At 67.8% G+C, this 26,005-nt stretch carries 28 protein-coding genes and 1 pseudogene; 15 read left to right on the forward strand and 14 right to left on the reverse strand.

Features of this window, described 5'->3' with window-relative positions:
* Window positions 1-276 precede the first annotated feature (276 nt).
* Window positions 277-789, forward strand: a complete 513-nt coding sequence (locus tag ACZ68L_RS13305; protein ID WP_469576730.1) for a hypothetical protein — start codon at window positions 277-279, stop codon at window positions 787-789.
* A 134-nt stretch (window positions 790-923) separates the two neighbouring features.
* On the opposite strand, the gene thiC is transcribed toward ACZ68L_RS13305, so the two are convergent.
* Window positions 924-2,717, reverse strand: coding sequence for a phosphomethylpyrimidine synthase ThiC (gene thiC / locus ACZ68L_RS13310; RefSeq protein ID WP_469576731.1), 1,794 nt, complete (start codon window positions 2,715-2,717; stop codon window positions 924-926).
* 195 nt (window positions 2,718-2,912) lie between these two features.
* On the opposite strand from thiC, the gene ACZ68L_RS13315 reads away from it, so the two are divergent.
* Window positions 2,913-4,232: a YibE/F family protein gene (locus ACZ68L_RS13315; protein WP_469576734.1), complete on the forward strand. Its 1,320-nt coding sequence runs from the start codon at window positions 2,913-2,915 to the stop codon at window positions 4,230-4,232.
* Window positions 4,233-4,312: 80 nt separating this feature from the next.
* On the opposite strand, the gene ACZ68L_RS13320 is transcribed toward ACZ68L_RS13315, so the two are convergent.
* The 4 genes from ACZ68L_RS13320 to ACZ68L_RS13335 form a co-directional block, all read right to left on the reverse strand.
* Complete coding sequence (locus tag ACZ68L_RS13320; protein ID WP_093895105.1) at window positions 4,313-4,750, reverse strand: SsgA family sporulation/cell division regulator; 438 nt, start codon at window positions 4,748-4,750, stop codon at window positions 4,313-4,315.
* Window positions 4,751-4,851: 101 nt separating this feature from the next.
* Complete coding sequence (locus ACZ68L_RS13325) at window positions 4,852-5,622, reverse strand: IclR family transcriptional regulator (RefSeq protein ID WP_469576737.1); 771 nt, start codon at window positions 5,620-5,622, stop codon at window positions 4,852-4,854.
* Between the two features lie 243 nt (window positions 5,623-5,865).
* The gene (locus tag ACZ68L_RS13330) at window positions 5,866-6,078 is read right to left on the reverse strand and encodes a DUF5326 family protein (protein ID WP_469576739.1); all 213 of its coding nucleotides are present in this window, start codon (window positions 6,076-6,078) and stop codon (window positions 5,866-5,868) included.
* A 150-nt stretch (window positions 6,079-6,228) separates the two neighbouring features.
* Window positions 6,229-6,546, reverse strand: coding sequence for a cupin domain-containing protein (locus tag ACZ68L_RS13335; protein ID WP_361449513.1), 318 nt, complete (start codon window positions 6,544-6,546; stop codon window positions 6,229-6,231).
* A 68-nt stretch (window positions 6,547-6,614) separates the two neighbouring features.
* Here ACZ68L_RS13335 and ACZ68L_RS13340 point away from each other — a divergent pair, with 68 nt between their 5' ends.
* The 4 genes from ACZ68L_RS13340 (at window position 6,615) to ACZ68L_RS13355 (ending at window position 9,820) form a co-directional block, all read left to right on the forward strand.
* Window positions 6,615-6,992: a phage holin family protein gene (locus ACZ68L_RS13340; protein ID WP_469576741.1), complete on the forward strand. Its 378-nt coding sequence runs from the start codon at window positions 6,615-6,617 to the stop codon at window positions 6,990-6,992.
* Window positions 6,993-7,057: 65 nt separating this feature from the next.
* A complete protein-coding gene (locus tag ACZ68L_RS13345) occupies window positions 7,058-8,188 on the forward strand; it encodes a cystathionine gamma-lyase (RefSeq protein ID WP_469576743.1) in 1,131 nt (376 codons plus the stop codon).
* A 192-nt stretch (window positions 8,189-8,380) separates the two neighbouring features.
* Complete coding sequence (locus ACZ68L_RS13350; protein ID WP_469576745.1) at window positions 8,381-9,277, forward strand: LysR family transcriptional regulator; 897 nt, start codon at window positions 8,381-8,383, stop codon at window positions 9,275-9,277.
* Between the two features lie 63 nt (window positions 9,278-9,340).
* Window positions 9,341-9,820, forward strand: a complete 480-nt coding sequence (locus ACZ68L_RS13355) for an NUDIX hydrolase (RefSeq protein ID WP_351076314.1) — start codon at window positions 9,341-9,343, stop codon at window positions 9,818-9,820.
* A 75-nt stretch (window positions 9,821-9,895) separates the two neighbouring features.
* Here the strand turns inward: ACZ68L_RS13355 and ACZ68L_RS13360 are convergent, their stop codons facing one another.
* Window positions 9,896-11,140 carry a globin domain-containing protein gene (locus tag ACZ68L_RS13360; protein ID WP_469576903.1) on the reverse strand — a complete coding sequence of 415 codons (1,245 nt, stop codon included), beginning with the start codon at window positions 11,138-11,140 and terminating at the stop codon, window positions 9,896-9,898.
* 313 nt (window positions 11,141-11,453) lie between these two features.
* Here ACZ68L_RS13360 and ACZ68L_RS13365 point away from each other — a divergent pair, with 313 nt between their 5' ends.
* Window positions 11,454-11,975 (forward strand): DUF2269 domain-containing protein, encoded by a 522-nt coding sequence (locus ACZ68L_RS13365; RefSeq protein ID WP_469576746.1) that lies wholly within the window; start codon window positions 11,454-11,456, stop codon window positions 11,973-11,975.
* A gap of 5 nt (window positions 11,976-11,980) precedes the next feature.
* On the forward strand, window positions 11,981-12,850 hold the full coding sequence (locus ACZ68L_RS13370) for a GNAT family N-acetyltransferase (RefSeq protein WP_469576748.1): 870 nt from the start codon (window positions 11,981-11,983) through the stop codon (window positions 12,848-12,850).
* Between the two features lie 43 nt (window positions 12,851-12,893).
* Here the strand turns inward: ACZ68L_RS13370 and ACZ68L_RS13375 are convergent, their stop codons facing one another.
* Window positions 12,894-13,313, reverse strand: a complete 420-nt coding sequence (locus tag ACZ68L_RS13375) for a GlcG/HbpS family heme-binding protein (protein WP_469576750.1) — start codon at window positions 13,311-13,313, stop codon at window positions 12,894-12,896.
* A 65-nt stretch (window positions 13,314-13,378) separates the two neighbouring features.
* The gene (locus tag ACZ68L_RS13380; RefSeq protein ID WP_469576752.1) at window positions 13,379-14,590 is read right to left on the reverse strand and encodes an MFS transporter; all 1,212 of its coding nucleotides are present in this window, start codon (window positions 14,588-14,590) and stop codon (window positions 13,379-13,381) included.
* 139 nt (window positions 14,591-14,729) lie between these two features.
* On the opposite strand from ACZ68L_RS13380, the gene ACZ68L_RS13385 reads away from it, so the two are divergent.
* From ACZ68L_RS13385 to ACZ68L_RS13395, 3 genes are all read left to right on the forward strand, one after another.
* Window positions 14,730-15,197 (forward strand): MarR family winged helix-turn-helix transcriptional regulator, encoded by a 468-nt coding sequence (locus tag ACZ68L_RS13385; protein WP_469576754.1) that lies wholly within the window; start codon window positions 14,730-14,732, stop codon window positions 15,195-15,197.
* Window positions 15,198-15,278: 81 nt separating this feature from the next.
* Window positions 15,279-15,731 carry a GNAT family N-acetyltransferase gene (locus ACZ68L_RS13390; protein ID WP_469576756.1) on the forward strand — a complete coding sequence of 151 codons (453 nt, stop codon included), beginning with the start codon at window positions 15,279-15,281 and terminating at the stop codon, window positions 15,729-15,731.
* 28 nt (window positions 15,732-15,759) lie between these two features.
* The gene (locus tag ACZ68L_RS13395) at window positions 15,760-16,923 is read left to right on the forward strand and encodes a winged helix DNA-binding domain-containing protein (protein WP_469576758.1); all 1,164 of its coding nucleotides are present in this window, start codon (window positions 15,760-15,762) and stop codon (window positions 16,921-16,923) included.
* Between the two features lie 38 nt (window positions 16,924-16,961).
* Here ACZ68L_RS13395 and ACZ68L_RS13400 read toward each other — a convergent pair whose 3' ends face one another.
* Together ACZ68L_RS13400 and ACZ68L_RS13405 are read right to left on the reverse strand one after the other, a co-directional pair.
* The gene (locus ACZ68L_RS13400; protein ID WP_469576760.1) at window positions 16,962-18,344 is read right to left on the reverse strand and encodes a serine hydrolase domain-containing protein; all 1,383 of its coding nucleotides are present in this window, start codon (window positions 18,342-18,344) and stop codon (window positions 16,962-16,964) included.
* 245 nt (window positions 18,345-18,589) lie between these two features.
* The gene (locus tag ACZ68L_RS13405) at window positions 18,590-19,171 is read right to left on the reverse strand and encodes a winged helix-turn-helix domain-containing protein (protein ID WP_469576761.1); all 582 of its coding nucleotides are present in this window, start codon (window positions 19,169-19,171) and stop codon (window positions 18,590-18,592) included.
* A gap of 114 nt (window positions 19,172-19,285) precedes the next feature.
* On the opposite strand from ACZ68L_RS13405, the gene def reads away from it, so the two are divergent.
* The 3 genes and pseudogenes from def (at window position 19,286) to ACZ68L_RS13420 (ending at window position 22,516) form a co-directional block, all read left to right on the forward strand.
* The gene (gene def, locus ACZ68L_RS13410) at window positions 19,286-19,948 is read left to right on the forward strand and encodes a peptide deformylase (RefSeq protein WP_469576763.1); all 663 of its coding nucleotides are present in this window, start codon (window positions 19,286-19,288) and stop codon (window positions 19,946-19,948) included.
* A gap of 89 nt (window positions 19,949-20,037) precedes the next feature.
* A pseudogene (locus ACZ68L_RS13415) lies at window positions 20,038-21,706 on the forward strand (transposase domain-containing protein).
* Window positions 21,707-21,886: 180 nt separating this feature from the next.
* Complete coding sequence (locus ACZ68L_RS13420; RefSeq protein ID WP_469576765.1) at window positions 21,887-22,516, forward strand: class I SAM-dependent methyltransferase; 630 nt, start codon at window positions 21,887-21,889, stop codon at window positions 22,514-22,516.
* 726 nt (window positions 22,517-23,242) lie between these two features.
* Here the strand turns inward: ACZ68L_RS13420 and ACZ68L_RS13425 are convergent.
* Genes ACZ68L_RS13425 through ACZ68L_RS13440 form a run of 4 tightly spaced genes read right to left on the reverse strand, consistent with a single transcriptional unit; the run spans window position 23,243 to window position 25,489 of the window.
* A complete protein-coding gene (locus ACZ68L_RS13425) occupies window positions 23,243-23,719 on the reverse strand; it encodes a hypothetical protein (RefSeq protein WP_469576767.1) in 477 nt (158 codons plus the stop codon).
* 35 nt (window positions 23,720-23,754) lie between these two features.
* Window positions 23,755-24,516 (reverse strand): hypothetical protein, encoded by a 762-nt coding sequence (locus ACZ68L_RS13430; RefSeq protein WP_469576769.1) that lies wholly within the window; start codon window positions 24,514-24,516, stop codon window positions 23,755-23,757.
* 41 nt (window positions 24,517-24,557) lie between these two features.
* On the reverse strand, window positions 24,558-25,070 hold the full coding sequence (locus ACZ68L_RS13435; protein WP_469576771.1) for a SigE family RNA polymerase sigma factor: 513 nt from the start codon (window positions 25,068-25,070) through the stop codon (window positions 24,558-24,560).
* A gap of 35 nt (window positions 25,071-25,105) precedes the next feature.
* The gene (locus ACZ68L_RS13440; protein WP_469576772.1) at window positions 25,106-25,489 is read right to left on the reverse strand and encodes a hypothetical protein; all 384 of its coding nucleotides are present in this window, start codon (window positions 25,487-25,489) and stop codon (window positions 25,106-25,108) included.
* Window positions 25,490-25,611: 122 nt separating this feature from the next.
* On the opposite strand from ACZ68L_RS13440, the gene ACZ68L_RS13445 reads away from it, so the two are divergent.
* Window positions 25,612-25,884, forward strand: a complete 273-nt coding sequence (locus ACZ68L_RS13445) for a DUF6188 family protein (RefSeq protein WP_469576773.1) — start codon at window positions 25,612-25,614, stop codon at window positions 25,882-25,884.
* Window positions 25,885-26,005: the final 121 nt, after the last annotated feature.

The following is a 26,005-nucleotide window of genomic DNA, read 5'->3' on the forward strand; positions in this document are numbered from 1 at the left end:
GACACCAGGGCTGGGCACAGTGATCGAGCGATGCTGGCGACTGTCTCGGTTCTGTCGCAAGGGACACCAGCAAGTGGGCACCGACGATCAACAAATGCCAAGCTGCATCCTGCCAAGGGAGGTTGGTGGATGTCGTCGCGTGGCTCAAGTGGATCAGTCGGAAGTGCGCCTGCTGGCGTGACGGGGGGAGCCGGACAATCGCCGGGTGAACCATCAGGTTCACGTCGGCGGCGGGACTGGCAAGGCCCCGCTGCTCTGATCGGTGCTGTCGCAGCATTGATCACCGCGATATACACGTTCTTCGGAGGTGTCTCTCTGGGCTCAGGAGGCAGTGACCAGAAACAACGGCCACAGCCACCCGAGGCCGCTGCAAGCACGCCGGGTCAACAATCCCCAACCTCCCAGTCGGGCGCAGCCAAGCCCAAGGTGCGCTGGTCAGGCGAGCTTGTCGCTACGTACGAGACGACCGATCTGGATACGACTCCTCCGTCACGCACTTACAACGACGGCGGCGACCTGCATGCAAGCTGGGGCACCCCCAAGGGAAGCACCGTCACCGCTTACTTCGAATACAACGTTCAGGCCGTGGAACTTGGTCCCGGCACGAAGGCATCACCAGATGTGTGTGCTTCGCAAGCAGCCACTCACGCCGTCCAGAGCCTCAACGTGGAAGCAGGGACCCGCTTCTGCCTCATAACGAATGGGGGGCGCCCTGCGATCGTGGAGGTGAAGAGCGTGGACCTTGCGAACGATGAGTTCACCGCGCAAGCAACCGTCTGGGAGAAGTGACCACCAGCGCTGAGGACAGTGATCCTCACCAGTGACAAACAGCCAATCGTGCTCCGTCCGGTCAGGCCGACCAGACGGAGCACGGTTGGCTACGCGAACCCAGCGATCGCCACGTGCCTAAGATCCGGTCAGGATCAGTCAGCGATCGGCAGGTACACCCGGTTCCCCGCCTCAGCGAACTCCTTCGACTTCTGGAGCATCCCCTCAGCGACCTCCTCAGCCGTCGCCCCAGCAGCCGTCTTGCCACCAAACTGCCGTGTGATGCTTTGGCTAATCTTCATCGAGCAGAACTTCGGGCCGCACATCGAGCAGAAGTGCGCCGTCTTCGCAGGCTCGGCCGGCAACGTCTCGTCGTGGAACTCCCGTGCCGTGACCGGGTCGAGAGCCAGATTGAACTGGTCCTCCCAGCGGAACTCGAAACGGGCGTCGGAGAGCGCGTCGTCCCAGTCCTGCGCCCCCGGATGCCCCTTGGCGAGGTCCGCCGCGTGGGCCGCGATCTTGTACGTGATGACGCCGGTCTTCACATCGTCCCGGTTGGGCAGGCCCAGGTGCTCCTTGGGCGTGACGTAACAGAGCATCGCCGTGCCCCACCAGGCGATCATCGCCGCGCCGATGCCCGAGGTGATGTGGTCGTACGCCGGAGCGACATCGGTGGTCAGCGGGCCGAGCGTGTAGAACGGCGCCTCCTCGCAGATCTCCTGCTGAAGGTCGATGTTCTCCTTGATCTTGTGCATCGGGACATGGCCCGGACCCTCGATCATGGTCTGTACGCCGAACCGCTTGGCGATCGTGTTCAGCTCACCGAGCGTGCGCAGTTCGGCGAACTGGGCCTCGTCGTTGGCATCGGCGATCGACCCGGGGCGCAGCCCGTCGCCCAGCGAGTACGTCACGTCGTACGTGGCGAGGATCTCGCAGAGCTCCTCGAAGTGCTCGTACAGGAACGACTCCTTGTGGTGCGCGAGGCACCACGCGGCCATGATCGAGCCGCCGCGGGAGACGATGCCGGTCTTGCGGCGAGCGGTCAGCGGAACGTACGGCAGGCGCACGCCGGCGTGGACCGTCATGTAGTCGACGCCCTGCTCGGCCTGCTCGATGACGGTGTCCTTGTAGATCTCCCAGGTCAGCTCCTCGGCCTTGCCGTCGACCTTTTCGAGGGCCTGGTAGAGGGGAACGGTGCCGATCGGCACGGGGGAGTTACGCAGAACCCACTCACGGGTGGTGTGAATGTTGCGTCCGGTGGAAAGGTCCATGACCGTGTCGGCGCCCCAGCGCGTCGCCCATGTCATCTTCTCCACCTCCTCCTCGATGGAGGACGTCACCGCGGAGTTGCCGATGTTGGCATTGACCTTCACCAGGAACCGCTTGCCGATGATCATCGGCTCGATCTCGGGATGGTTGACATTGGCCGGCAGCACGGCCCGGCCCGCGGCGATCTCCTCGCGCACCACCTCGGGTCCGACGTTCTCCCGGATCGCCACGTACTCCATCTCCGGAGTGATCTCGCCCCGGCGGGCGTACGCGAGCTGGGTGACCGGCTGCCCGTCCCGGCTGCGGCGGGGCAGCCGCGGCCGGCCGGGGAAGACCGCGTCGAGGTTGCGCAGCCCGCCACGCGGCGAGGTGTGCTTGAGCCCGTCGTCCTCGGGGCGGGCCGGGCGGCCCGGGTACTCCTCGGTGTCGCCGCGCGCGATGATCCAGTTCTCCCGCAGCGGTGCGAGGCCGCGACGGACATCGGTCTCGGTGGTGGGATCGGTGTACGGCCCCGACGTGTCGTACAGCGTCACGTCCTTGCCGTTGGTGAGGTGCACCTGACGGACCGGCACCCGGAGGTCCGGGCGTGAGCCCTGGATGTACCCCTTGTGCCAGCCGATGGACTTCCCGGCCTCGTCGCTCTGGTTCGAGGCAGGCGTGCGTGCGTCCGATGTGGTCATGAGACCTACTCCCTACGCCGGCATTACCCGGTAACAGGTTCGGCGGTCGGCGCAGCCTGTCCCGTACGGATGTACGGATATCAGCGCCCTCTCAGCCCGGTGCTCCGAGCTCCCGCGTGTGCAAAGGTCCCCCCACGCTAGCGCCCCGTCCGGCGGAATGAACAGAGGCCCTTCTCTTCTTGCGATGATCGGCCGGTGACGTCCCCCCGTAACGACCCCGACCCGCAGGGCCATCAGCACGGCCATTCACACGGCCACGGCCCCGCCGCACCCGTCTCCCAGCACCTGCGCAAGGTCATCGCCGTGGTACTGATCCCGTTCGCCACCGCGGTCGTCGTCGGTCTGGTGGCGCTCTGGCCCGGGGGTGCGCCGCCGCACGAGCGGACCGGTGTCGGTTTCGACCAGCAGACCCAGCAGGCCAAGGTGGTGAAGATCGACAAGGTGGACTGCAAGGACGTGAACGCCGCTCAGATGCCCACCAGTGGCGACACGACGCCGCCGGGGAGCGGGGCGGGGCTGTGCGAGAAAGCCACCGTGGAAGTGACGACCGGTCACGACAGGGGCCGGACCTTCGTCGAGATCGTCCAGCCCGACGCACCGCGTCAGTTGCGCCAGGGACAGGGCGTGGTCGTGGCGTACGCCCCCGACGCTCCCCATGATCTGCAGTACTCGGTGACGGATGTGAACCGGAAGTTCCCGATGACGCTGCTGGCCGGGATCTTCGCCCTGGTGGTGGTCGCGGTGGGCAGGATGCGCGGCGTGATGGCCCTGGTCGCGCTCACCGTGTCGTTCGCCGTGCTGACGCTGTTCATCCTCCCGGCCATCCTCCAGGGCTCGAACCCACTGCTCGTCGCGGTGGTCGGCGCCAGTGCGATCATGCTGATCGCGCTGTACATGTGCCACGGCCTGACCGCTCGCACCTCGGTCGCCGTCCTCGGCACCCTGATCTCCCTGCTGCTGATCGGGCTGCTCGGATCGCTCTTCATCGGCTGGGCGAGCCTGACCGGCAACACCGATGACAGCACCGGCCTCATCCACGGCCTGTACCCGCACATCGACATGAGCGGTCTGCTGCTGGCCGGTGTCATCATCGGTTCGCTCGGGGTGCTCGACGATGTGACGGTCACGCAGACATCTGCGGTCTGGGAGCTGCACCAGGCGAACCCGACGATGGGGGCGCGGGGTCTCTACCGGGCAGGGATCAGGATCGGGCGCGACCACATCGCCTCGGTCGTCAATACGCTGGTGCTGGCCTACGCGGGCGCCGCGCTGCCGCTGCTGCTGCTGTTCTCGATCGCCCGGAGCAGCGTGGGGACGGTGGCCAACAGCGAACTGGTGGCGGAGGAGATCGTACGCACGCTGGTCGGCTCGATCGGACTGGTCGCCTCGGTGCCGGTGACGACCGTGCTCGCCGCGCTGGTCGTCTCCGCGGACCGCACGGGGCTCGGCGCGGAAGCCGGAGCTCCAGCACCCGTACGGACCGGGAAGGGCCGCCGTCGCAGGGCGAAGTCTTGAACGCCTCCACACGGAGAGCGATTCACCCATTCGGCGGATGTCGCGTTCGACCGACGGGCCGGCCTGCGGCGCCGCGCTCTTCAGCCGGCGTTCTGTTCCTCCGCGAGGATCCGGCCCAGGGCCTCTTCCAGATTGCCCTCGAAGTCACCCAGCGTGCACTCCTGCCCGAGCGGCACGAGTTTGTCCGTGCGGTCGAGAAAGGCCACGAGCGGCGCCGTACCGGCCCTGAAGAGGGCGCGATCCGTGCCCACCTGGAGACGGATATGTACATCGGACAACCCCTCGGGCTCCGTGGGCCCGATGTGCACATCGCCGTCGCCACTGGGGCTGTTGAGGCCGTCGAGCAGCAGCTCACGGCCAAATGCCCAGGTGACGGGGGCGTCGCCGGGGAGATGGAAGGTCATCCGGATCGCATACGGATCGCACACTTCGTACCGGAGCTCCACCGGGATCCGGAAAGAGAGCTCCTCGGAGACGAGGAAGCTCATCATGACCTCAGCTTGAACCGACTCGCGCATCGTCCAACCCCGCAGTAGATGAATCTGGCCAGGAATGATCCCCCGTGGCCCTATTGACGCCATCGTGGTGCACGCGATAGCAGATCACAAGGAGTGATTTTTCAGATACTGATAGAGAACACGAACGAACGCAAGAGGCTGGCCACTTCGCCACGTAGTTGTTCGACTGCGGGGAGCAACCGGTCTTCCTGCTCCAGGGGTACGGAAATCGCCATCGCCGCGGCAGTGAAACCGGCGGCGATCGGGATGGCCGCGCAGACCGTCCCCAGGGCGTACTCCTGTCGTTCGATGACAGGTTCCATTCGCTCCAACGACCGCAATCGCTCAAGAAGCGCCGCGCGGTCCCGCACCGAGTACGGGGTCAGCGGACGCACCGGGTGCCGGTCCAGATGATCCTCGCGGGCCTTCTCGTCGAGCCGGCTCAGCAGACACTGGCCGATCGCATGGGCGTGGCCGGTCTCGCGGAAGGACGCCCACTCGTCCACCGCGGGTGTGGCGGGGTCGTCGGCGACCGCGACGAGTTCGATCTCGCCCTCGCGGTAGACGGCGCAGTAGACCGGCGCGCCGATGGTGTCGCGCCAGCGGCTCAGCGACTCCGTCATCCTGCTGCGACGATTCCGCAGCGTTCCCTCGCCGACCAGGCGCTCCGCGGCGGTGCCGAAGAGGAAGACGCCGTTCTCCCGGCGCAGATAGCCCTCATGGGCCAGGGTGCGCAGCAGGTGGTAGGCGGTGGGAAGGGGAAGACCCGCTTCCCTGGCCAGCTGCTTCGCGGGCGCCCCGTCCCGATGGGCGCCCACAGCTTCCAGCAGCCTCAGCGCTCGCTGTACCGAACCGATCAGCGTCGGGACAGCAGTGCTCGATGCCGTGGTCAACAGTCACCCCCAGGCATGGTGACGGGCAGTCAGCCCGCCTGTGGGGGCCGCCCCCACGGACCGCCGCATGCCTGGGGTCCGGAGGCCGAACGCCGTACAAACCACTGGTCAGGGTAGTGACGGACAGTTAATTCCCAGGTGGCGGCAGCGGATTGCCACCATATCGGCCGCATCCGCCGGGAGGGTCGTTTCGTCCTGCACTTAGCTCAGCTGGGCTAATCCTGCGCCCGGTTTCCGATCTTCCTACCAGTCGCTGCGCGAGGAGGAGGACGACATGAACTTGCGTACGACGAAGACGAGTCCTCCGACCAGGATGACGAAGACCAGAATCTTGAAGAGCAGACCGATCACGAACCCGACCACGCTGGCGATCAGACCGCCGAACACGACGATCGCGATGACCGGCACCGCGATCCACTTCACCCACCAGGGCATCCCCGCGAATATCTCCCGCACCGCCATCGTCCTTACCTCGTCTCTGTGAGTTCCTGCTTTCGATGCTAGAGGCGCGGAGGGGGCCGGCGGAGGTTCCGCAGCCCTTGAAGTCCCCTGATCGACCCCCTAGGGATCCCTGAGACCGGAGCCCGGTCCTCCGTAGGAGCGGGCTCAGCTCTCCGGCGGGGAGAAGACCACCATGACCCGCAGGTCCTCGGTGATGTGGTGGAACTTGTGGGCGACACCGGCGGGCACGTACACCACACTTCCCCTGCCCACCTGCGTGGTTTCCATGCCGACCGTGATCGAGGCACGGCCGCTGACGACGAAGTAGACCTCGTCCTCCTTGTGCGGCTGCTGCGGGTCCAGTTCACCGGCGTCCAGCGCGTACAGGCCGACGGACATGTTCCGTTCCTTCACGAACTGCAGGTACGCGCCGTCGTTGGCGGCCCGCTCCGCTTCCAGCTCGTCCAGTCTGAATGCCTTCATGGCCCGTCCGCCCCTTGCCTCTGTTCTGCCGGTGTCCGCCACCGATCGTGTCTGCCACGATCAGACACATGAAGAATTTCGTAGTCAAGACGATCGCCAACGCAGGTGCCCTGGCCGTGGCCATCTGGCTGCTCCAGGACATCACGCTGAGCGGCGGCGGCACCGGGCGCAAGGCGCTCACGCTGATCCTGGTCGCCCTGCTCTTCGGCCTGGTGAACTTCGTGGTCAAGCCGATAGTGAAACTGCTCACGTTCCCGCTCTTCATCCTCACGCTGGGCCTGATCACCCTGGTGGTCAACGCGCTCATGCTGCTGCTGACCTCCTGGCTGGCCGGTCTGTTCAACCTCAGCTTCCATGTCCACGGCTTCTGGACCGCCGTACTCGGCGGCCTGATCATCTCGATCGTGTCGTGGGCGCTGAACGTGGTCCTGCCCGACGAGGACTGACCCGACACCTGCTGAGACAGTGCAGGTCGGACCGGTGGCACACCGGGAGAGAAGCGAGGAGCGGTATGAGCACCACGGGTGACGGGACCCGAGCGGTACGGGCCGGGCTGCCCGAACCGGAGCAGTTCGAGCCCACCCTGCCCGGGCCGGTCTTCGCCGCGCACTTCCACCTCGCCGGTGAACCGACCGGCCCGTACACCTACGGCCGGGACACCAATCCGACCTGGACCCATCTGGAACGCGCCATCGGCGAACTGGAGGCGCCGGGGGAGCAGGTCGAGACCACCGTCTTCGCCTCCGGAATGGCGGCGATCTCGGCGGTTCTGCTGTCCCAGGCGCGCACGGGCGATGTGGTCGTGCTCCCCGACGACGGATACCAGGCGCTGCCGCTGGTGCGTGAGCAGCTGGAGGCCTACGGCGTCGAGGTGCGGACCGCACCGACCGGAGGCGACGCCCAGTTGTCGGTCCTGGAGGGTGCCAGGCTGCTGTGGATCGAGACCCCGTCCAATCCGGGGCTCGATGTCTGCGATGTGCGCCGGCTCGTCGGGGCCGCACACGCGGCCGGCACCCTGGTGGCCGTCGACAACACGCTCGCCACGCCTCTCGGCCAGCGCCCGCTGGAACTGGGGGCCGACTTCTCGGTGGCCAGTGACACTAAGGGCATGACCGGGCACGGCGACATCCTGCTCGGCCATGTGACCTGCCGCGATCCCGAGCTGGCAGCGGGCGTACGGCGCTGGCGCAAGGTCGTCGGCGCGATTCCGGGGCCGATGGAGGCCTGGCTCGCACACCGCTCGCTGGCCACTCTGGAGCTGCGGCTCGACCGGCAGTGCGCCACCGCCCTGACCCTGGCCGAGGCGCTGGGCAGGCGCGAGGAGGTGGCCGGGGTCCGGTATCCCGGCCTGCCCACCGATCCTTCGTATCCGAAGGCCGTACGGCAGATGCGGCGCTTCGGCTCCGTGGTGTCGTTCGTACTGCCCGACCGTGAGCGGGCCGAGCGCTTTCTCGCCGAGCTGCGGCTCGTCGACGACGCGACGAGCTTCGGTGGCGTGCGCTCGACCGCCGAGCGGCGGGCACGCTGGGGCGGTGACGCCGTACCGGAGGGCTTCATCCGATTCTCGGTCGGCGCCGAGAACCCGGACGACCTGGTGGCCGACGTCGAACGGGCACTGGACGCCGCGCTGCGCAAGAGCTGAGCCGACCAGCGGTACGGACGGTCCGAGCCTCCCCCCTCGTGGCTCGGACCGTCCCGGTTCCGGATGTGAAGAACCGCCTGAACAAGGCTAGTTGACTCTCCGTCAGAGTCCAATCACGCCAGCGACAGCGACCTATCGACATATTTATAGTTGTACGGGTCGAAGCGTCTCGACCGTGGGAGGGGGCAGGACATGGACCTGGCACTGCTGCGCACATTCGTCACGGTGCACCGGGCCGGCTCCTTCACCCGGGCGGCCGCCCTGCTCGGCCTCTCCCAGCCCGCGGTGACCTCGCAGATCCGCACCCTGGAACGGCAGCTGGGCCGTCCGCTCTTCCTGCGCAGGGCCCGTGGTGTGACCCCGACGACCATCGGTGACGAGCTCGCGCACCGGGCGGCGCCCCATCTGGACGCGCTGGTCGAGATCACCGAGACCGAGCTCGACGAGGAGTCGGGCGTACGGACACTGCATCTGGCCGGGCCGCCCGAATTCACGTCGATGCGGGCCCTGCCCGCGCTCACCCCTCTTACTGCCCAGGGCCTGGCCCTGCGCAGTTCGTTCTTCGCAGGCGCCGAGGAGGCGCTGGAGGGGCTGGCCGCCGGACATCATGATCTGGCCCTCACGACGGCCCGCCCGCGCGGTGGGCTGCTCACCGCGACTCCGCTCTGCGACGAAGAGCACGTCCTGATCGCCGCACCGCGCTGGGCCGGGCGACTGGGGCCCGGAACCTTGCGGCACAAAGGACCCGTGGTGCTGGACGAGCTTCCGGTCGTGGAGGTCCACGAGAGCCTACCGCTCGTCTCGCGCTACTGGGCCGCCGTCTTCGACCACCGGCCCGCCGTTGCGGGAACAGTCATCGCACCGGATCTCCGGGCCGTCCTGGAGTGCGCGGTGGCGGGTGCCGGGCTCGCCGTGCTGCCGCGCTATCTGTGCGAGGGCGCGCTGGAAAGGGGCGAGGTCGTGGCACTTCTCGACCCTCCCGTACCTCCGCTGCGCACCTATTTCCTGGTCGTGCGGACCGGCACCCTCGCACTGCCGCACATCGCGCGGGCCCACGAGTGGCTGCTGCGCGCCGCCGCCGACTGGTGAGCGCAGGACACCCCGGCACCGCTCCGGTGTTTCAGAACCGGTTCCGTGGGCCACTCTCTTGCCATGACCGAACGTCCTGTGGTCAAGCGCACCGCACGCGCCATCCTGCTCGACGGCGACGACCTCGTCCTCATCAAGCGCACCAAGCCCGGAGTGGATCCGTACTGGCTCACGCCGGGCGGCGGGGTCGAGCCCGAGGACGCGACCGTCGTCGACGCTCTGCACCGCGAGCTGGACGAGGAGCTGGGTGCCAAGATCACCGATGTGGTCCCCTGTTTCGTCGACACCGTGGAACACATCGAAGGCGGCGGGGTGAAGGGTGTCAAAGTCCAGCACTTCTTCGTCTGCCGACTGGAGTCGATGGACCTGTCCCGGCGCCACGGGCCCGAGATCGACGATCCCTGTGGGGAGTACGACGTCGTTCGGGTGCCGTTCAGCCGGATGGGGATCGCTGCGGTCCATCTCGTACCGCTGTCGCTGCGGCACTACCTGGACGGCAATATCGAGGGCGTACGGGCGATGCACGCGCCCGACCTGGGCTGACCCCGCCGCTTCCTGGGGCGGGGCTCACCTGTCGCCGCTCGCGTGGGGCGGCGCCCGGCGCCATCGCGCCCACGATCAGGCGGGGCCGGTGGCCGCCAGTTCCTCCACAGCATCGTGCCGGATGCGCTCGGCGGGCATGCCGATGCCCCTGAGTACGTCCACGCCACTGCGGATCATGCCCGGCGGGCCCGAGAGATATGCGTCGTACTCGTGCCACGGACCGCACTCGCGCACGGCCTCGGGCAGCAGTCCTTTCAGGGCGCCCTCCGCTCCCGGGCCGGTGGAGACCACCGGTCGCACCGCGAGCCAGGGATAGGTCCGCTGGAGCCGCATCATCGTGTCGATGTCGTACAGGTCGTGTCCGCTGCGTGCCCCGTAGAAAACCTCCACCGGACGCCGGTCGCCGTACTCGGCAACGTCCTCGACGAGCGCCTTGATGGGAGCGATGCCCGTGCCGCCGCCCAGGCAGAGCAGACCGCTGTGGGTGGAGTGGTCGACCGTCATCGAGCCGGTGGGCGGACCGAGGCGCACGATGTCACCGGGCCGGGCCCGGTGCACCAGGGCGTTGGAGACCCAGCCCGCCGGGACCGCCTTGATGTGGAAGGTGAGCAGACCGTCCGGGCGGGGCGCCGAGGCGAAGGAATAGTGGCGCCAGTTCCGGGGCCACCACGGGGTCTCCATCGCCGCGTACTGGCCTGCGCGGAAGGGGTAGGCCTGGTCGGGACGGACCCTGAGGACCGCTATGTCCCGGGTCCTGAGGTCGTGGGAGACGACCTCCGCGTGCCACCGGGCGGGGGCCAGCATCTCGTCCTCGGCGGCAGCATCGATCATGATCTGCGATATCGCGGTGTAGGCACGGATCCACGCCGCTTCGGTCTCCGCGTCCCAGGTGGTGCTCGCGTAACGGCTCAGCGCACCGAGGAGCGCCTCCCCCACGGCGGGATAGTGCGTGGGCAGCGTGCCGTACTTGCGGTGCCCCCGACCCAGGCCGCCGAGGTACTCGGCCAGCGCATGAGGGTCGTCCAGCCGGTCGGCCGCGGTGAGGATCGCGCGGAGAAGACGGTCGCGCTGAACATCCATCGCGACCGGGAACAGGTCACGCAGGTCGGGGTGCCGGATGAAGAGCAGGGCGTAGAAGTACGAGGTCGTTCGGTCCGCGACCGGCGAGATCTCGGCCAGAGTGCGGTGGATCAGGATCGCGTCGGGAGATCCTTTCGTTCCGTCTTCGGTCCACCCGGTGGCCGGAGCATCCATAGTGTGCCTCGCCTCGAACGTCTTCTGGTCGCCTTGCGCGCCCACACGGCCGCGGCCCCCGTCCATGGACGCGGTCGGGTCCCGGTCGCGGTCGCTGGTCGTTTCCTGCTCGCGGTCCCCTGCCCCAGCATGCCCTGTCACGAACGCAGGCCGGACAAATAGCGGGAAGTCCGGGTATCCGAACCGGCTTTCCCATGACGCTCCATTGCCCCATGGCCGAGCCCTGAATCCACGACAGTCGTCCGCCTCCAAGGAACGCTTCCCAACCGGTCCGGCCCGCAAGGCCTCTGGGGAGCGCTCGCTGTACGCCGAGGCCAGTACGTGCGAATACTCCCGCTGTCAGACGCTCGACTTCCTCGTTCCCGGCACCGTGTTTCACGTGAAACCACTCAACCGCTCCGCCCGCCGCGGCCTCCTCGTCGCGCATGTTTCGATATCCGTGAGCTGGCTGGGACTGACCGTCGGCCTGCTGACGCTCGGCATCACAGCCTTTCTCACCGACGACCCCGCCACCGCGCAGGCCACCACCCGCGCCATGAAGATCTTCGGAGACTGGCTGCTCGTCCCCGTCGCCCTGTTCTCCCTGTCCAGCGGACTCGTACTGGCGCTCGGCACGCCCTGGGGGCTGGCCAGACACCGGTGGGTCTGGACGAAGTTCTGGCTCACTCTGATCACCACGGCGCTGTCGATCTTCTCGTTGCGCCCCGGCATCAACGAGGCGGCGATGCGCGGCTCCGTCGACATCGACTTGGTGGTCGCTCCGTCGGTGGCGACGGCGACGTATCTGTTCATCACCGCGGTATCGGTGCTGAAGCCCTGGGGACCGACTCGGCGCGGGCGGCGACTACGGGTCTCGGCCGGTAAAGGAGTGGACGAGCGATCACCGCGTCGGACAGCCTGACCCTCATGCCCTCCCCACTGCCCCGTCCGCTCACCGATCTGCCTGTCCGGCGTCTGACCCCGGGCGACCTGGTCGCCTGCGCCGACCTCTGCGAGGACCGCGGCTGGCCACGCGATGAGCACAGATGGGGGCTGCTCCTTGCCGCGGGAACGGGCTACGGCGTGGACGCCCCCGGGGGCAAGGGTCTGATGGCGGTCTGTGTGGTGACCTCCTACGGTCCGCGCCTGGCTGCCATCGGCATGTTGCTCGTCGCCGAACGGCATGCGCGACAGGGAGTCGCCCGGCGTCTGATGCGTCATGTGATGGACGAGGCCGGAGGCACACCCCTCAGCCTGTACGCGACCTCCGCGGGACAACCGCTCTATGAACAGCTCGGTTTCGCGGTCGTGGGCCGCGTCGAGCGGGTCACCGGATTCTTCCGGCCGGCCGGTGAGAGAACGTCCGCCGTGACCGTTCGTCCGGCTGCGGCAGAGGACCTGCGATCCATCGTCCGGCTGGACTCGGACGTCTTCGGCTCCGACCGGACACATGTGCTTGCCCGGCTGCCCGCGTACGCCGACCACATCCGGGTCGCGGAGGACAGAGGAAGGCTCACCGGTTACGCGGCGGCCTGGCCGAGCGACCGTACTCATGTGGTCGGCCCGCTGATCGCGTCCGACACCGCCACGGCTCAGGCACTCGTCGCCTCGCTCGCCGACGCGACCGATCTGCCCTTGCGGGCGGACATCGACGCGCGCCATGCGCACCTGCTCGATTGGTTCGGGCAATGCGGTCTGCGGACCGGTTCCACAACCACGGTGATGACGTACGGGACACCGGACCTGCCGGGCGACTGGACCCGTCGCTACGCTCCGCTGACCGTGGCGACGGGCTGACCCACCCGGCTGTCGGTCCTCGCCCTCGCGGGCGGCGAGGACGTCAGCCGAGAGCCTTCACGGCAGCCGTCGCGAAGCCGTGGTCCTGGTCGGGAGCACCTCCGCCGACGCCGATGGCACCGATGAGCCGGCCGTCGCGGTGGACCGGGACGCCACCGGCGATGAAGAGCAGCGGCCGGTCCAGGGCGGTCGGCAGGGTGTGGAAGAGCCCGCCCGGCTGGACCGCCGCGACGAGGTCGGCGGTGGGGGCGTCGAGCTGGAGGGCCGTGTAGGCCTTGCGGGTACTGGTCTCGCCCGCGATGAGAACGGCGCGGTCGTCCCGCCGGAAGGCCAGCAGGTGGCCGCCCGCGTCGAGGATCGTGACGGCAACGGCGACTTCGGCGGCTTCGGCGACTCTGCGGGCCGCTTCGATGAGCGCTTCCGCATCCGGGGTGGTCAGCGGGGCGACCGTGGTGGTGCTCATGGGGGATGACTCCTTGGTGCGATGAGGTGTTGTCCCTGAGGTCGGGATGCGCAGTGCCGTGAGGGTCAGCGCTGGACCGCGGGGGCCACGACCGGTTCAGGACTGTGCTGGGCGACGATCCGGCCACGGTGGACGGTGCGGCGTTCCAGAGCGCCGGAGACGACCGCGAGGACCAGGGCGGAGGCGGCCAGCGCGGCGCCGATCCAGTTGGGCGCGGTGTAGCCGAGGCCGGCTGCGATGACGAGGCCGCCGAGCCAGGCCGCCAGCGCGTTGCCGAGGTTGAAGGCACCGACGTTGACGGCGGAGGCGAGGGTCGGAGCGCCGGCCGCCTGGTCGAGCACCCGCTTCTGCAGCGGCGGCACGATGGCGAAGCCCAGGCCCCCGATCAGCACGATGGTGACGGCCGCCGGGAACTTGTGGTGCGCGGTCAGGGTGAACAGGGACAGGACCACGGCGAGGGCACCCAGCGACACGTACAGCATCGGCATCAGACGGCGGTCGGCGAACTTGCCGCCGAGCAGATTGCCGCCCACCATGCCCAGCCCGAAGAGGACCAGCAGCCAGGTGACGGAGGACGCGGAGTATCCGGCGATCTTGGTCATCATCGGCGTGATGTAGGTGATCGCGGCGAAGACTCCGCCGAAGCCCAGCACCGTCATCGCCATGGCGAGCAGGACCTGCACATTGCGGAACGCGGCCAGCTCGTGGCGGATTCGTATGTCCTCGGCCCGGGGCTGATCGGGGATGAGCCTGGCCACACCGAGAAGACCGACGACACCGAGCGCGGCGACGGCGAAGAACGTGGTCCGCCACCCGACGGTCTGTCCGATGTAGGTGCCCATCGGTACTCCGACGACATTGGCGACGGTGAGGCCGGTGAACATCATGGCGATCGCCCCGGCCTTCTTCTGCGGGGCGACCAGATCTGCCGCGACGACCGATCCGATGCCGAAGAAGGCGCCGTGGGCGAGTGAGGCGATCACCCGGCCGGCGAGCATCACGCCGAAGACCGGGGCAACCGCGGAAACGACATTGCCCACCACGAACAGCCCCATCAGCAGCATGAGCATGCGCTTGCGGGGGAGCCGGGTGCCGAGAACCGTCATCAGCGGGGCGCCGAGGACGACACCGAGCGCATATCCCGTGACCAGGAATCCCGCGGTGGGGATCGAGACGTGGAAATCCGCAGCGACCTCGGGAAGCAGCCCCATGATCACGAACTCGGTCGTTCCGATACCGAAAGCCCCAATGGCGAGAGCTAGAAGCGCCAGCGGCATGGGTTTCACCTTCCCTGAAGATTGCATCTGCCTCTTACGAGCGTCCACAATAATTGCAGACGCCAATTAATTGCAAGCGCGGGCTATTGCGGTAGTCGCCTACCCTGGACGCAAGCGGCTCCGAAACGGAGGAGAGACCATGACAGCGACGGACCCCGCACTGACCGCCCTCTCCCAGGGCTGGTGCGCCCTCTCCTTGCTCCACGGGAAGATCGAGGCCCGTATCGAGCGGGCGTTGCAGAGCGGGCACGGGCTCAGCGTGCGGGAGTACTCCCTGCTCGATGTCCTCAGCAGGCAGCACGACGGTCCGGGTGGCCATCTCCAGATGAAGCAGGTCGCGGACGCCGTCGTGCTCAGCCAGAGCGCCACCACCCGCCTGGTCACCCGCCTTGAGGACCGCGGACTGCTGACCCGGTATCTCTGTGACACCGATCGCCGCGGCATCTACACCGATGTCACCGAGGCCGGCCTCACGCTGCTCTCCGAGGCCAGGCCGACCAATGACACAGCGCTGCGCGCCGCACTCGACGAAGCCGCCAAGAACCCCGAACTGGCCCCGCTCATCAGAGCGGTCGAAGAGCTGAAAGTCCCCGTCAAGGTCGCGTGAGTCGCCGCGCGGCCGCGGCCGGTCCCCCGCAGTCTCGACGTTTTCCCGCGCCACCCTCATGACCTGCGTACTCTGCCGATCATGAGCGACCTGGACATACGCCCTGCGAAACTCACCGACATCGCCGCGATCGTGGCCATGCTCGCCGACGATCCGCTGGGTGCACAGCGTGAGTCACCGGACGACCTCACCCCGTACCACGCCGCGTTCCAGCGCCTGACGGATGACCCGAACCAGCACCTGGTCGTGGCCGTGCGTGAGGGCCGCGTCGTCGGGACCCTGCAGCTGACGGTGATCCCGGGGCTCTCGCGGCGCGGCGCGACCCGCTCGATCATCGAGGGCGTCCGTGTCCACGCCGACGAGCGCGGCAGCGGCCTCGGTACCCTGCTGATCGAATGGGCCGTGGAAGAATCCCGGCGCCAGGACTGTCAGTTGGTCCAGCTGACGTCCGATACGACCCGGGTCGATGCCCACCGCTTCTACGAGCGGCTGGGGTTCACCGCAAGCCATGTGGGCTTCAAGCTCGCGCTCTGACCGCCGCCCGGAACCCGAGAGGTTGTCTGTGCACCACATCAGTGACGAACAGCGCAGGATCAGGCTCGGGCGGCGGCACCTCCTGGCCCCGTCGGTACGGACCGTGTCCCCGGTGTCCGTGGCCGACGCGATCGTCGCCCTGCACGCCACGGACGCCGCCACGGTCTTCCTCTCCGCGTGTGCCCGGATGTCCGAGGCAAGTGTCGCCTCGGTCGAGCGGGCGCTCTACGCGGACGTCTCCCTGGTCCGGCAGCTCTCCATGCGCAACACCCTCTTCGTCGTACCGCAGGAACTCGCGCCCTGCGTCGACGCGGCGAACGCCCGTGCCGTGGCCGCCAAGGAACGCCGCACCTTTCTCAAGCACCTGGCGGATGACGGCAAGGGACTGGACGAGCGCTGGCTCGCCGACACCGAACAGACGGTGCTTGCCGCCCTGATGGCCCAGGGGCCCGCCACCGGCAGCGAACTCTCCGCCTCCGTGGCCGCTCTGCGGACCAAGATCACCGTCTTCCCCGGCAAGAAGCAAGAGGCAGTACAGGGCGTCGCCTCCCGTGTCCTCCGGATCCTGGCGGCCGAAGGCCGCATACGGCGGGACCGGCCTCGCGGTTCCTGGACATCCAGCCAGTTCCGCTGGACCACGTCCGAGCCCTGGCCCTTCGAGGACCCGGCACAGGCGCAGACCGAGCTGGCCCGGCGCTGGCTCCGGTCGTACGGGCCGGCGACCGAGGCCGACCTCAAGTGGTGGACGGGCTGGGGGCTGGGCCCGGCCCGCAAGGCCCTGGCAGCCGTCGAAGCAGAGGAGGTTCGGCTCGACAACGGTTCCGTGGGACGGGTCCTGCCGGAGGACCTGGAGTCCGAACCGGCCCCTGAGCCCTGGGCCGCGCTGCTTCCGGCACTGGACCCCAGTGCCATGGGCTGGGCCGATCGCGGCTTCCACCTCCCTGCCGAGCATCGGAACGCGCTTTTCGACCGGTCCGGCAATATCGGCCCGACCGTGTGGTGGAACGGCGAGATCGTGGGCGGCTGGGCACAGCGCGTCGATGGCGAGCCGGTCTGGCGGCTGCTGTCCGACGTCGGCCGGGATGCCACCACCGCGATCGAGGCGGAAGCGTCCCGGCTGTCTCAATGGGTGGGTCGAGCGCGGATCACCCCGCGCTTCCGAACCCCACTGGAACGGGAGTTGACGGCCTGAGTCGGCCGCCCTCCGCCGTTTCACGTGAAACGTGGCACTCAGGCCCGAAGGCCCCGCCAACCGCCCTCGTCCACACCGCCGGGTACGGCCGCAGCCGGGTCGTACGGCTCCCGCGTGAAGACGAACGAGCCCAGATCGAGATGGTTCACGCTGCCGTCGCCATTGCGGACGATACGCAACGTCTCCCCCGCGTAATACCCGTCGAGACCGGTCCAGGTCCCGTCGGGCTGTGCCGTGAACCGGGCGCCGCGGCCACTTCCCCCCAGGGGCTGAAGCTCCAGCCCACCGTCCGAAGTCAGTCGCAGAATGTTCGCACGCGTGCCCCAGTACCAGGGGCCGGTCAACGCGAGCAGCTCGGCGTCCACCTCGGGCAGCGGGCGCCAGGGCTCCGGAATGCGGGGCTCTGCCTCGGCGACGATCTTCACGAGGTCGGCGGCCACGTCACCGATCAACGGCCCCGACGTGGTGTTGGTGAGGACAACGGCCGTCACATCGTCCTCGACGCTGAACCACAGGGCGGCCAGGAAGCCCGGCAGCGAACCCGTGTGCCCGAAGAGGGTGCGGCCATCGTTCCGTGCGCACTGCATGCCCAGGCCGTACGCGGCATCCCAGGCACCGGACTCGGTCGGAGCGGACGGTTCACGCATCTGCTCCACAGCGGCGCCGCAGAGCACCCGGTCATCCCCCTCGGCCAGAAAGGCCGCGAAGCGGAGGAGGTCGCCCGTGGTGGACCAGAGCTGGCCGGCCGGAGCCATCAGCCCGAGGTCCTCGGCCGGTTCAGGCAGCATGGCATCGGCATAGGGGTGCACGGCCCAGCCGCCTGCGTGCGGTGCCTGTGGCTGGAGGCTCGTACGGTGCATGCCCAGCGGTTCCAGGATCTCGCGCCGCAGCACCTCCGCCCAGCTCTCCCCGCGCACCTTCTCGATCAGCGCGCCCAGCAGTGTGTAGCCAGGGTTCGAGTAGTGATGGCGGCGGCCCGGAATGTGCATCCTCGGCTGCTCACCGAGTACATCGGCAAGCTCGGGCCGCAAGGTGCCCGGAGTCCTCTCCCACCACGGCGCGGGTGACTCGGCACCCAGTCCCGCGCTGTGGCCCAGGAGTTGATGGACGGTGACTCCACCGACGCCCGTATCGGGCAGATGCTTCTCCAGCGGATCGTCCAGGTCCAGAAGACCCTCGTCCCGCAGTCGCAGGACGAGCACCGCCGTGAACGTCTTGGTGATGGAGCCGATCCTGAACTGCGTGTCGGCATCGGGTGCGTGGCCGTCCACGCAGCTGCGGGAGCCGCTCCAGACGATCTGCCCCTGCCTCTGTACCGCGGCGACGAGCGAAGGAGCCCGGCCTTCCGACTGCGCGGTGGCGATGCGGTGCAGCAGGGCGCGCCGCGTACCGGGGAGCAATTGTTCAGATGGGGAGGTCATCCTCAACAATTACCCGGAGAACCCGAGCCGTGGCGAACCCATTTCGCATCCCCGGGCCACGCCCCGGCTCCAGGACGCGAACATGAGACGCGGCGGCGGCCGAGCTCGGTGTAGGTTCTCAGCCTCTGTGTCAGGTAGCGACGCGATGACCCGGACGTTTCCAAGCTGTCTCGCGTCATGTCACCTGCCTGCTGTCTCGGGTCCGCGTCATTTCCTCAAGCAAGTGCGAAACACCCGACGGCTCCTCAGTCCTGGTCCGCGGTGCCGTGTGCCGTGTGGGGAAGCAGGGGGAACAGCCGGGTGATGAGGGCCACCGGTCGAGCATCGCCGGGCCGGGCCAGGGGGCGTTGTTCGCGGTCCTGGTAGGGCGCGAGGGCCCGTCGGATCACGTCCGCGACCCGGCTCATCTCTTCAGGTGTCAGGTAGGCGACGGCGCTGAAGGCTTCGTCGTGGCGCCATTCGGACGGCGCCTCATCTCGCTGGGTCAGCCATCGCTGCCAGCTCTCGTCCTCCAGCCCACGGGCCAAGTCGCCGAACTGTTCCTCCAGAGGTACGTCGGCAGAGGCGGTGTGCTGCTTCAGACGCCAGGGACGTGCGCGACCCCCGTTGTGGGGGGTCTCTTCGATGTATCCGTGACGTGCGAGCTGCCGTAGGTGAAATGAGCAGAGACCAGAGCTGTAGCCCAGCCGGGAGGCGGCTTCGGTCGCCGTGACGGTGCCGACTTCGGCCAGCAGGCCCAACAGGGCGGTGCGGACCCGGTGCTCGCGCAATTCCTGGCCACTGTCGGCTGTCTGATCGTCCGGGGTGTTGACGTCATCTTCAATCACTTTGCAAAGTCTGCTACTTTGCAAAGAACTTGGCAAGCAGTAGTCCTTGCCGAAGGCATCAGCTGCGGTGACCTCCGCGACATCTGTGGCGTGCGCAAAAAAGGGGAGACAGCCATGTCTGTTCATCACGAGCGGTCCCGTCCCGTCGACCGGCGAGTCCACGTGCAAGACCGCCCCGTCGACACCTATCCGGCTCTGCCACCGGAGGCGGAACGGGGTTCGGTTCGCAGGGTCACGGTGGTGGGTGAGGAGGTGCTGAGCCGTTCATGCCGGGAGGTGAGCGAGTTCGGAACCCCGGAACTGTCGGCGTTGATCGACGACATGTTCCTGACCATGTATGTGGCCGACGGTGCCGGCCTGGCCGCCAACCAGGTAGACGTCGACCTGCGGCTGTTCGTGTATGACTGCCCGGACGACTATGGGATCCGGCACGTCGGCCACATCATCAACCCCGTTCTGGACCGCCCCGATCCAGGGAGCCGCCGCCTCGTTGACGACTTCGAGGGCTGCCTGTCCGTGCCCGGTGCAGGCAAGGCGGTTCCCCGCACCGATCGTGCCGTCGCTCGCGGGCTCGACAAGGACGGCAACCCCCTCGTCATCGAAGGAACGGGTTACTTCGCCCGGTGTCTGCAACACGAGACCGATCACCTCTTCGGTCACACGTATCTCGACCGGCTCTCCAAGCGGGATCGCAAAGACGCGCTGCGGCAGATGGCAGACCGCCGTGAGGACGTCTTCGCTCAACGCGCCATCAAGGCCGCCGGTCTGAGGCAGTGAGAGCTCGGTGAACTCAGCGCCTCGTCTCTTCTTCCGCAAGGATCTTTCGGGCCGCCGCGACCACACGCTTTCCCAAGGGTGGCGGCTTCATGGCCCGGCCGTTCGCCGGCCGCAGTCGCGTCCGGATCCTGTCTGCCATCACTCAGCTCACCCGCACCGTCACCGTCGACAAGGTCCTCCATGCCCCCAATCACTTCGAGGAGTTGACCCAGCAGGTCCTTTCGAGCTTGTCGACGACGTTTTGGAGCGGATCGGGACGACGCAGTCGAGGCTGCGGATGCCGCCCTCGCGGGTCAGCATCTACTTCGTGTTGGCCATGGCTCTGTTCCCGCACCTTGGGTACATGCGGGTATGGGACAAAATCACGGCCGGACTGCAGCAGGTATCCCTGTGCCGACCGTCGGAGAAGGCCCTGCGGGACATGCGCCGCCGACTGGGGCCGGCCCCACTGGAGCTGCTCTTCACCATTCTGGCTGGCCCAGTGGCCCGGCCAGAGACTTCCGGAGTGCGTTACCGACGCCGGCGGACAGTCGCCTTCGACGGCTGCAGTTCCGCCAAGGCCCCCGACCGGCCCGGCGTCTGCCGCCGGCTCGGCAAGATCAAGCACCGTTACGGTCAGGAGGGCTACCCCATGCTGAAACTCGTGGCCCTTTGCGAGACCGGTACCCGCGCTCTGCTCGGCGCCGCCTTCGGTCCCATGGCGCCTGCGGAGTCCGTCCACGCCGAGCAACTGCTGCCGTTGCTGGACGAGACCATGCTGCTACTCAACGACCGGGGCTTTGACTCCGACGACTTCCTGGCCAAATGCGCCAGCACCGGCGCCCAGCTGCTGGTGCGCCTCAAAGGCACCCGCACTCCAGCCACATGGGCCGTCCTGCCCGACGGCTCCTACCTGACAGGAATCCACGGAGTACGCCTGCGCATCATCGGCGCCCAAGTCACCGTCACGACCGATGACGGTATCCGAACACCGGTAACTACCGCCTGGCGACGACCCTGCTGGACCACCGCCACCACCCGGTTGACGAGCTCGTCGCGCTCCATCATGAACGATGGGAGATCGCATCGGCTTTCTACTCCCTGCGCCACACACTGCTCGACGGTCTCGTCCTGCGCTCGCAGGACCCGTGCGGCGTCCAGCGGGAGATGTGGGCCCAGCTGACGGCCTATCGGATTCTTGGCCGCGCCATGGCCACGGCTGCGGAGTCCGTGCCTGGGGCCGATCCCGACCGCGCCTCCTTCACCGTCGCCCTCGAAGCGGCTCGGGACCAGGTCATCACCGCCCAAGGCGTACTGCCCGACCCGGCACAGCCCGCGCTCACCGGCGTCATCGGCCGCACCGTGCTGGAGAACCTGCTGCCCAGACGCCGTCCGCGCATCGCACCACGCAGGGTCAAATGCCCGATCTCCCGCTGCGCGACCCCTCGGGATGAAACACGCGGCCGCCCCGCCGGCCGCATCACCGCCATCGAGGCCGCTGTGCACCACGCATCCGAACGCGCCCCCGAGGGGTGGCGGCACCGAACACTCCAGCTCATGCGCGCCGCCCCGGAACGTTCCTGGCGCACCTGCGAGATCCCAAGGAGCATCGGCCTGGACGATGCCCGAGGACGACGTGCCGAACTCGCTCGCTGGGTCAACGAGGGCGTCCTTCAGCGAACTGCCCGCGGTGTCAACGTCCTGGCCCGCGAATGGACCACGCCCAGCCTCCACCAACACGCTGACCACCCGGTGTTGACACCTGCGGAATCGCCTTAACTACGCGGCATTGGGGTACGCCCTCGGGGCAGGCATCGTCTGAGTTCCTCTCATGAGACTCATCTGACCCGCTGTCACCTTTCCTCGAATCTCGGGGGACCCTCAGTCAGTCTCTAGGGGGCGGGGGACGGCACGGGGCCGGAGAAGCTGCGAAGGTGCGCGGATGTTAGCTTCCTTCCCGTGGTGGAGCACCAGGAACAAACCAGGGCGGCCTACGACGGAGTCGTCGAGCTGTATGCGTCGATGTTTGCCAATCGGCTGGAGACGCAGCCGTTCGCGCGGAACATGATCGGCACCTTCGCCGAGCTGGTGCGCGGGACGGGAAACCCGCGGGCGGCCGACGTCGGGTGCGGACCTGAACATCTGACGGCCATGCTGCACGACCTGGGGCTGGACGCCTTCGGGCTCGACCTCTCCCCGGCCATGGTCGACCACGCCCGGCGGGCCCAACCGGCGCTGCGGTTCGACGAGGCGCGGATGGAGGCCCTGCCGGTCGAGGACGGCGCGCTCGGCGGCGTACTGGCCCACTACTCAATGATCCATACCCCGCCTGAGGAATTGCCCGTGCTGCTTGCCGAGCAGGCACGTGTCCTGGCACCAGGGGGCCTGCTCCTGGTCTCATTCTTCGCGACCGACGGACCGGAGCCGGTCCGCTTCGACCACAAGGTGACTCCTGCCTATAGCTGGCCGGTGGACCGGTTCGCCGAATTGCTGGCCGGCGCTGGGCTCGTCACGTTCGCCCGGCTGCTCCACGACCCGGCCTCCGAGCGGGGCTTCCTCGACGCCCACTTGCTGGCCCGCCTCCCCTAGGGCGGGGTGACAAACGCCAGCTCATCTACCAGGGCACCGTTGACGTCGCCTCGATCCGCATCTGGCTCCACGACCCCGTCACGTGATCACGGGACAGGCCCTGGCAGAGACTCAGCTGGACGCGTCGAACGACAAGTTGATGACACATCACTTGGCCAACGACATCTCTGTTCGGAACCTGCACCAGTGTAGGGTTTCGCTGCTCGTGGCACCGGCCGTGGTCGCTGACCAGCGGTTCTTCCGCTGTCTCAGGTCGGAGGCGGAACGGCTCAGTCTCACGAACGTGGCATTTCCCTACGCCACTACGGCGAACGGTGAAGTAAACCGAACGTGACGATAACGACGGCTCTTGCAGCGTCAGTCGAGGGACCGTTCATCCGTGCCCACAGATCAAACCCCCTGCGAACGGCGTCGGCCGAAGCCCGGTCATGCGGGTTCGGCCGACGGGCAGTACGCGACGCTACGCCGTGGGGCGCAGCAGCCTGCTTCTGCGGGTGTGCGGGAACGCTGTGCGTCTGGCGCACACGCTGGTGTACCAACTGCGGGCGCTCCGGTGTCGTCCAGCAGGGTGGCGACGGTTTGCGACAGCGGCTGTGTGGTGGCCCGGGCAAGGCAACAGCGCCGCGCAACGCTCACCTACGCAACACGAAGCAGGAGACGGCGACCCCGAAGGTGATCCTCTTCCCGAACTACCGTGACGAGCAGGTGCGTTGCTTGCCTACGGCCCTACTTTCCGGCCCACTTCCCACTCGTAGCGATCGTCTTCAGCTGCTGTACGGTCAGCGCGGGCGTCCGTCGTGTGGCCTTCGCGTTCTGAGAACCGGAGTTGAATGCGGAGACCACGACCCGGAGGCCGTCCGTACGGATGGTGTCGGCCGTCCACATCACCACGCCCGCGCCGCCCTTCTCGCCTGGGCCCTGACGCGTGACGACCTTTGTCCCGTCCGGCAGCACCTCCGCCCCGGCCCCGAACAGCTCCCCCTCCACGTCCGACATGTTCGGCTGCACGTTGATCTGCACCAGGCTCGCGCCCTTGCCGTCATTCACGACGACGTACGCGTATCCGTCGTCACCGCGCTCGGAGGCTACCTTCGCGGACACGGGCAGCAGCGACTTGAGCTTCTTCAGGATCGCCTGGCCGTCGTGCCCCTGCGCCGACGGCTGCCGTACCGGTTCCGGGGCCGCCTTTCTCAGGGCGTTCATCACGGGCCGCCACTCGTCAGAGATGACGAGTCCCTTCAACTGCCCAACAGTGAGCGGGGGCTCGGCCCTTGAAACGGCGGCATCCTTCTCTGCGGGCGCGTTCCACTCACTGGCATCCACCGTGACCCATCGGGGGTCACGAGATAGGCGTTCCACCACTTGGTGTCCACGCGCTTGTCAGCGTATTCGTACCCGCGCAACACCATCAGGCGCGAACCGTCGGCAAGCGTCTCATTCCGGCAGGAGTCGTACGGCACGAAGGTCTTGTCGGGGCATTCGAGCTGCTGTTCCGCCGCCGCGCCGTCCGGGTCGATGGCGCCGACGCTCACACCGATCGCAGCTTTGCCCTCGCCATCGTCGAAGACGAGGTGCGCCGATGGCCCGAACCGGTCGGCCGTACCGCGCGCTGCCCGCCCGCTGATCTTCCCCTCCGGCAGCAGTCCCTCCAACCTCTTGATCACCTGCTGCGCCGAGAGCTGCGGCCCCTTGCCGGGCGACGACTTCGTCGAAGGGCCGGTCTCCTGCACCTTCGGCTGCGTGGCCGCGCCCGCCCCGCCGTGCCCAGAGCCGCCGCCGAACGTCCCTGTGGTGTACGACGTCCCGAACCCCACGACGGCGAGCGCCGCGACGCTGCCGGTCACGGCCGCGACCCGCCTGCGCCGCAACCTCCGCCTGCCGCGCACGACGCCGCCGTCCACCAGCGGACGCCCCTCCACGGTGAAGACCTCCCCGGTGCGGCGAAGTGCGTCACCGAGCCCGCCTTCGAAGGCGTCCAGGTTCCCCTGCGTTCCAGACATGCCAAACCACCACCATTGCTCGTAATAGTCAGTCGGGCTGATCAGTGCGCGGCGAGCTCTCCGATGCTGTCGCCCAGTTGCGCCCTCAGCCGGGCGAGTGCACGGGTGCTGCGGGTGCGTACGGCTGCGGAGCTGACGTTGAGGACGTCCGCAGTCTCCGTGACGGACCGGTCCTCCCAGTGCCGCAGCACGACCACCGCCCGGTCCTTCGCCGGCAGCTCCCGTAGCGCGTCCAGGAGCATGAGCCGCAGCGAGGCATCACCCTGCGCGGCCGTCTCCGAGACCTCGGGAATCTCGTCGCTCGGCCGCTCTCCCGCCGAACGCCGCCGCTGGTGCGCCAGAAAGACTCGTACAAGAACGGTCTGCGCGTACGCCGCCGGATTGCCGAGCTTCGACGACCTACCCCACACCACGTACGTCCGCCCCAGCGTCTCCTGCACCAGATCCTCGGCGAGATAAGTGTCGCCGCTGGTCAACAGGCACGCCGAACGGAAGAGATGCCCCATGCGGGCCGCCGCGAACTCCCGGAAGGCGCTCTCCTGGGACCGTCTCATCCGCCGCCCTCCCCTCACCTCGTCGCCTACACCATTTAGATGCGGTGGATGCGGCGGAATGTTTCACCCGAGTTTGCTTCCTCTGGGGTCAGGCCTCGTCCCCAGCTGTCGATGCTGGTAGCGCTGATCTGCCAGCGCTTCTCGCACAGGGCCTCCAGCAGGGCTCGCATCCTCTCGCCGGCCCGGTGGACATCGTGTTGTTCGAGAACACGCAGGGCAGTGATCACCGCGACGGCCGTACTCACGGCCCGCGGCGGGGCCATGAAGCCGGGCCTGTCACTTGCTCTCAGGGCGAGCCCGGAGCCGGGCTCGATGGTGAAGTGCTCCTCGGCGCCTGCGCTGGAGAGGACCAAGGTGTGGTGATGAGTACTGAAGTGGATCCGGTCGAGCACAAGGACCGGTGGGTCCTGAACCTCCATGGCCTGAATGTCGTGAGGATCAGCATCGGCTTTCGTCTGACCCACGTCCTGGAGGCAGGGTGGGACATATCACTGGAAGCACCAGCTCGGCCCTCGGCAGGGTCACTGCGCGCTGATCCCGTGTGCTGTCGAATCCGGAGACCCAGGACGTAGCTGCGGTTCTTCCACTGTTCGGGAAGAAAGTCCTGTCCGCGGTTGCGTTCAAGTCCGTTGGCCTGCGGACGGTGTTCGTCGGCGGCACGCATCTGAACTGTTCGCCCGACGCATCCTTCGAAGCCTGGCAGATCACGGAATCCCGAGGATGGCGCTTCGTCTCGTTGCCCGGCGAGGGCCTTGCCGTCTGGTCCCGCCACGGAACGGGTGAGGATCCGCGAGATCCGACTGCGAAGCCCTGAGGATCTGCCACTTACGGTGCGACGGGACAACCGGCGAGTCTCACGAAGACGGCATAAGTGTCACCGATCTGCCATCGGATCTGAGACTGTGCCGCGAATTTTGAGACCATACAGCCAGGCC

It is taken from the genome of Streptomyces sp. NPDC104309, assembly GCF_055584025.1.

What these genes read in the sequence shown, in the direction of transcription:
- ACZ68L_RS13370 (WP_469576748.1), top strand. Translation starts at nt 11,981, where the DNA reads ATGCCCTCCCCACTGCCCCGTCCGCTCACCGATCTGCCTGTCCGGCGT.
- ACZ68L_RS13390 (WP_469576756.1), top strand. Translation starts at nt 15,279, where the DNA reads ATGAGCGACCTGGACATACGCCCTGCGAAACTCACCGACATCGCCGCG.
- ACZ68L_RS13430 (WP_469576769.1), bottom strand. Translation starts at nt 24,516, where the DNA reads ATGTCTGGAACGCAGGGGAACCTGGACGCCTTCGAAGGCGGGCTCGGT.
- ACZ68L_RS13435 (WP_469576771.1), bottom strand. Translation starts at nt 25,070, where the DNA reads ATGAGACGGTCCCAGGAGAGCGCCTTCCGGGAGTTCGCGGCGGCCCGC.
- ACZ68L_RS13440 (WP_469576772.1), bottom strand. Translation starts at nt 25,489, where the DNA reads ATGGAGGTTCAGGACCCACCGGTCCTTGTGCTCGACCGGATCCACTTC.
- ACZ68L_RS13355 (WP_351076314.1), top strand. Translation starts at nt 9,341, where the DNA reads ATGACCGAACGTCCTGTGGTCAAGCGCACCGCACGCGCCATCCTGCTC.
- ACZ68L_RS13400 (WP_469576760.1), bottom strand. Translation starts at nt 18,344, where the DNA reads ATGACCTCCCCATCTGAACAATTGCTCCCCGGTACGCGGCGCGCCCTG.
- ACZ68L_RS13345 (WP_469576743.1), top strand. Translation starts at nt 7,058, where the DNA reads ATGAGCACCACGGGTGACGGGACCCGAGCGGTACGGGCCGGGCTGCCC.
- ACZ68L_RS13340 (WP_469576741.1), top strand. Translation starts at nt 6,615, where the DNA reads ATGAAGAATTTCGTAGTCAAGACGATCGCCAACGCAGGTGCCCTGGCC.
- ACZ68L_RS13350 (WP_469576745.1), top strand. Translation starts at nt 8,381, where the DNA reads ATGGACCTGGCACTGCTGCGCACATTCGTCACGGTGCACCGGGCCGGC.
- ACZ68L_RS13335 (WP_361449513.1), bottom strand. Translation starts at nt 6,546, where the DNA reads ATGAAGGCATTCAGACTGGACGAGCTGGAAGCGGAGCGGGCCGCCAAC.
- ACZ68L_RS13385 (WP_469576754.1), top strand. Translation starts at nt 14,730, where the DNA reads ATGACAGCGACGGACCCCGCACTGACCGCCCTCTCCCAGGGCTGGTGC.
- ACZ68L_RS13425 (WP_469576767.1), bottom strand. Translation starts at nt 23,719, where the DNA reads ATGAACGCCCTGAGAAAGGCGGCCCCGGAACCGGTACGGCAGCCGTCG.
- ACZ68L_RS13360 (WP_469576903.1), bottom strand. Translation starts at nt 11,140, where the DNA reads ATGGACGGGGGCCGCGGCCGTGTGGGCGCGCAAGGCGACCAGAAGACG.
- def (WP_469576763.1), top strand. Translation starts at nt 19,286, where the DNA reads ATGTCTGTTCATCACGAGCGGTCCCGTCCCGTCGACCGGCGAGTCCAC.
- thiC (WP_469576731.1), bottom strand. Translation starts at nt 2,717, where the DNA reads ATGACCACATCGGACGCACGCACGCCTGCCTCGAACCAGAGCGACGAG.
- ACZ68L_RS13320 (WP_093895105.1), bottom strand. Translation starts at nt 4,750, where the DNA reads ATGCGCGAGTCGGTTCAAGCTGAGGTCATGATGAGCTTCCTCGTCTCC.
- ACZ68L_RS13375 (WP_469576750.1), bottom strand. Translation starts at nt 13,313, where the DNA reads ATGAGCACCACCACGGTCGCCCCGCTGACCACCCCGGATGCGGAAGCG.
- ACZ68L_RS13380 (WP_469576752.1), bottom strand. Translation starts at nt 14,590, where the DNA reads ATGCCGCTGGCGCTTCTAGCTCTCGCCATTGGGGCTTTCGGTATCGGA.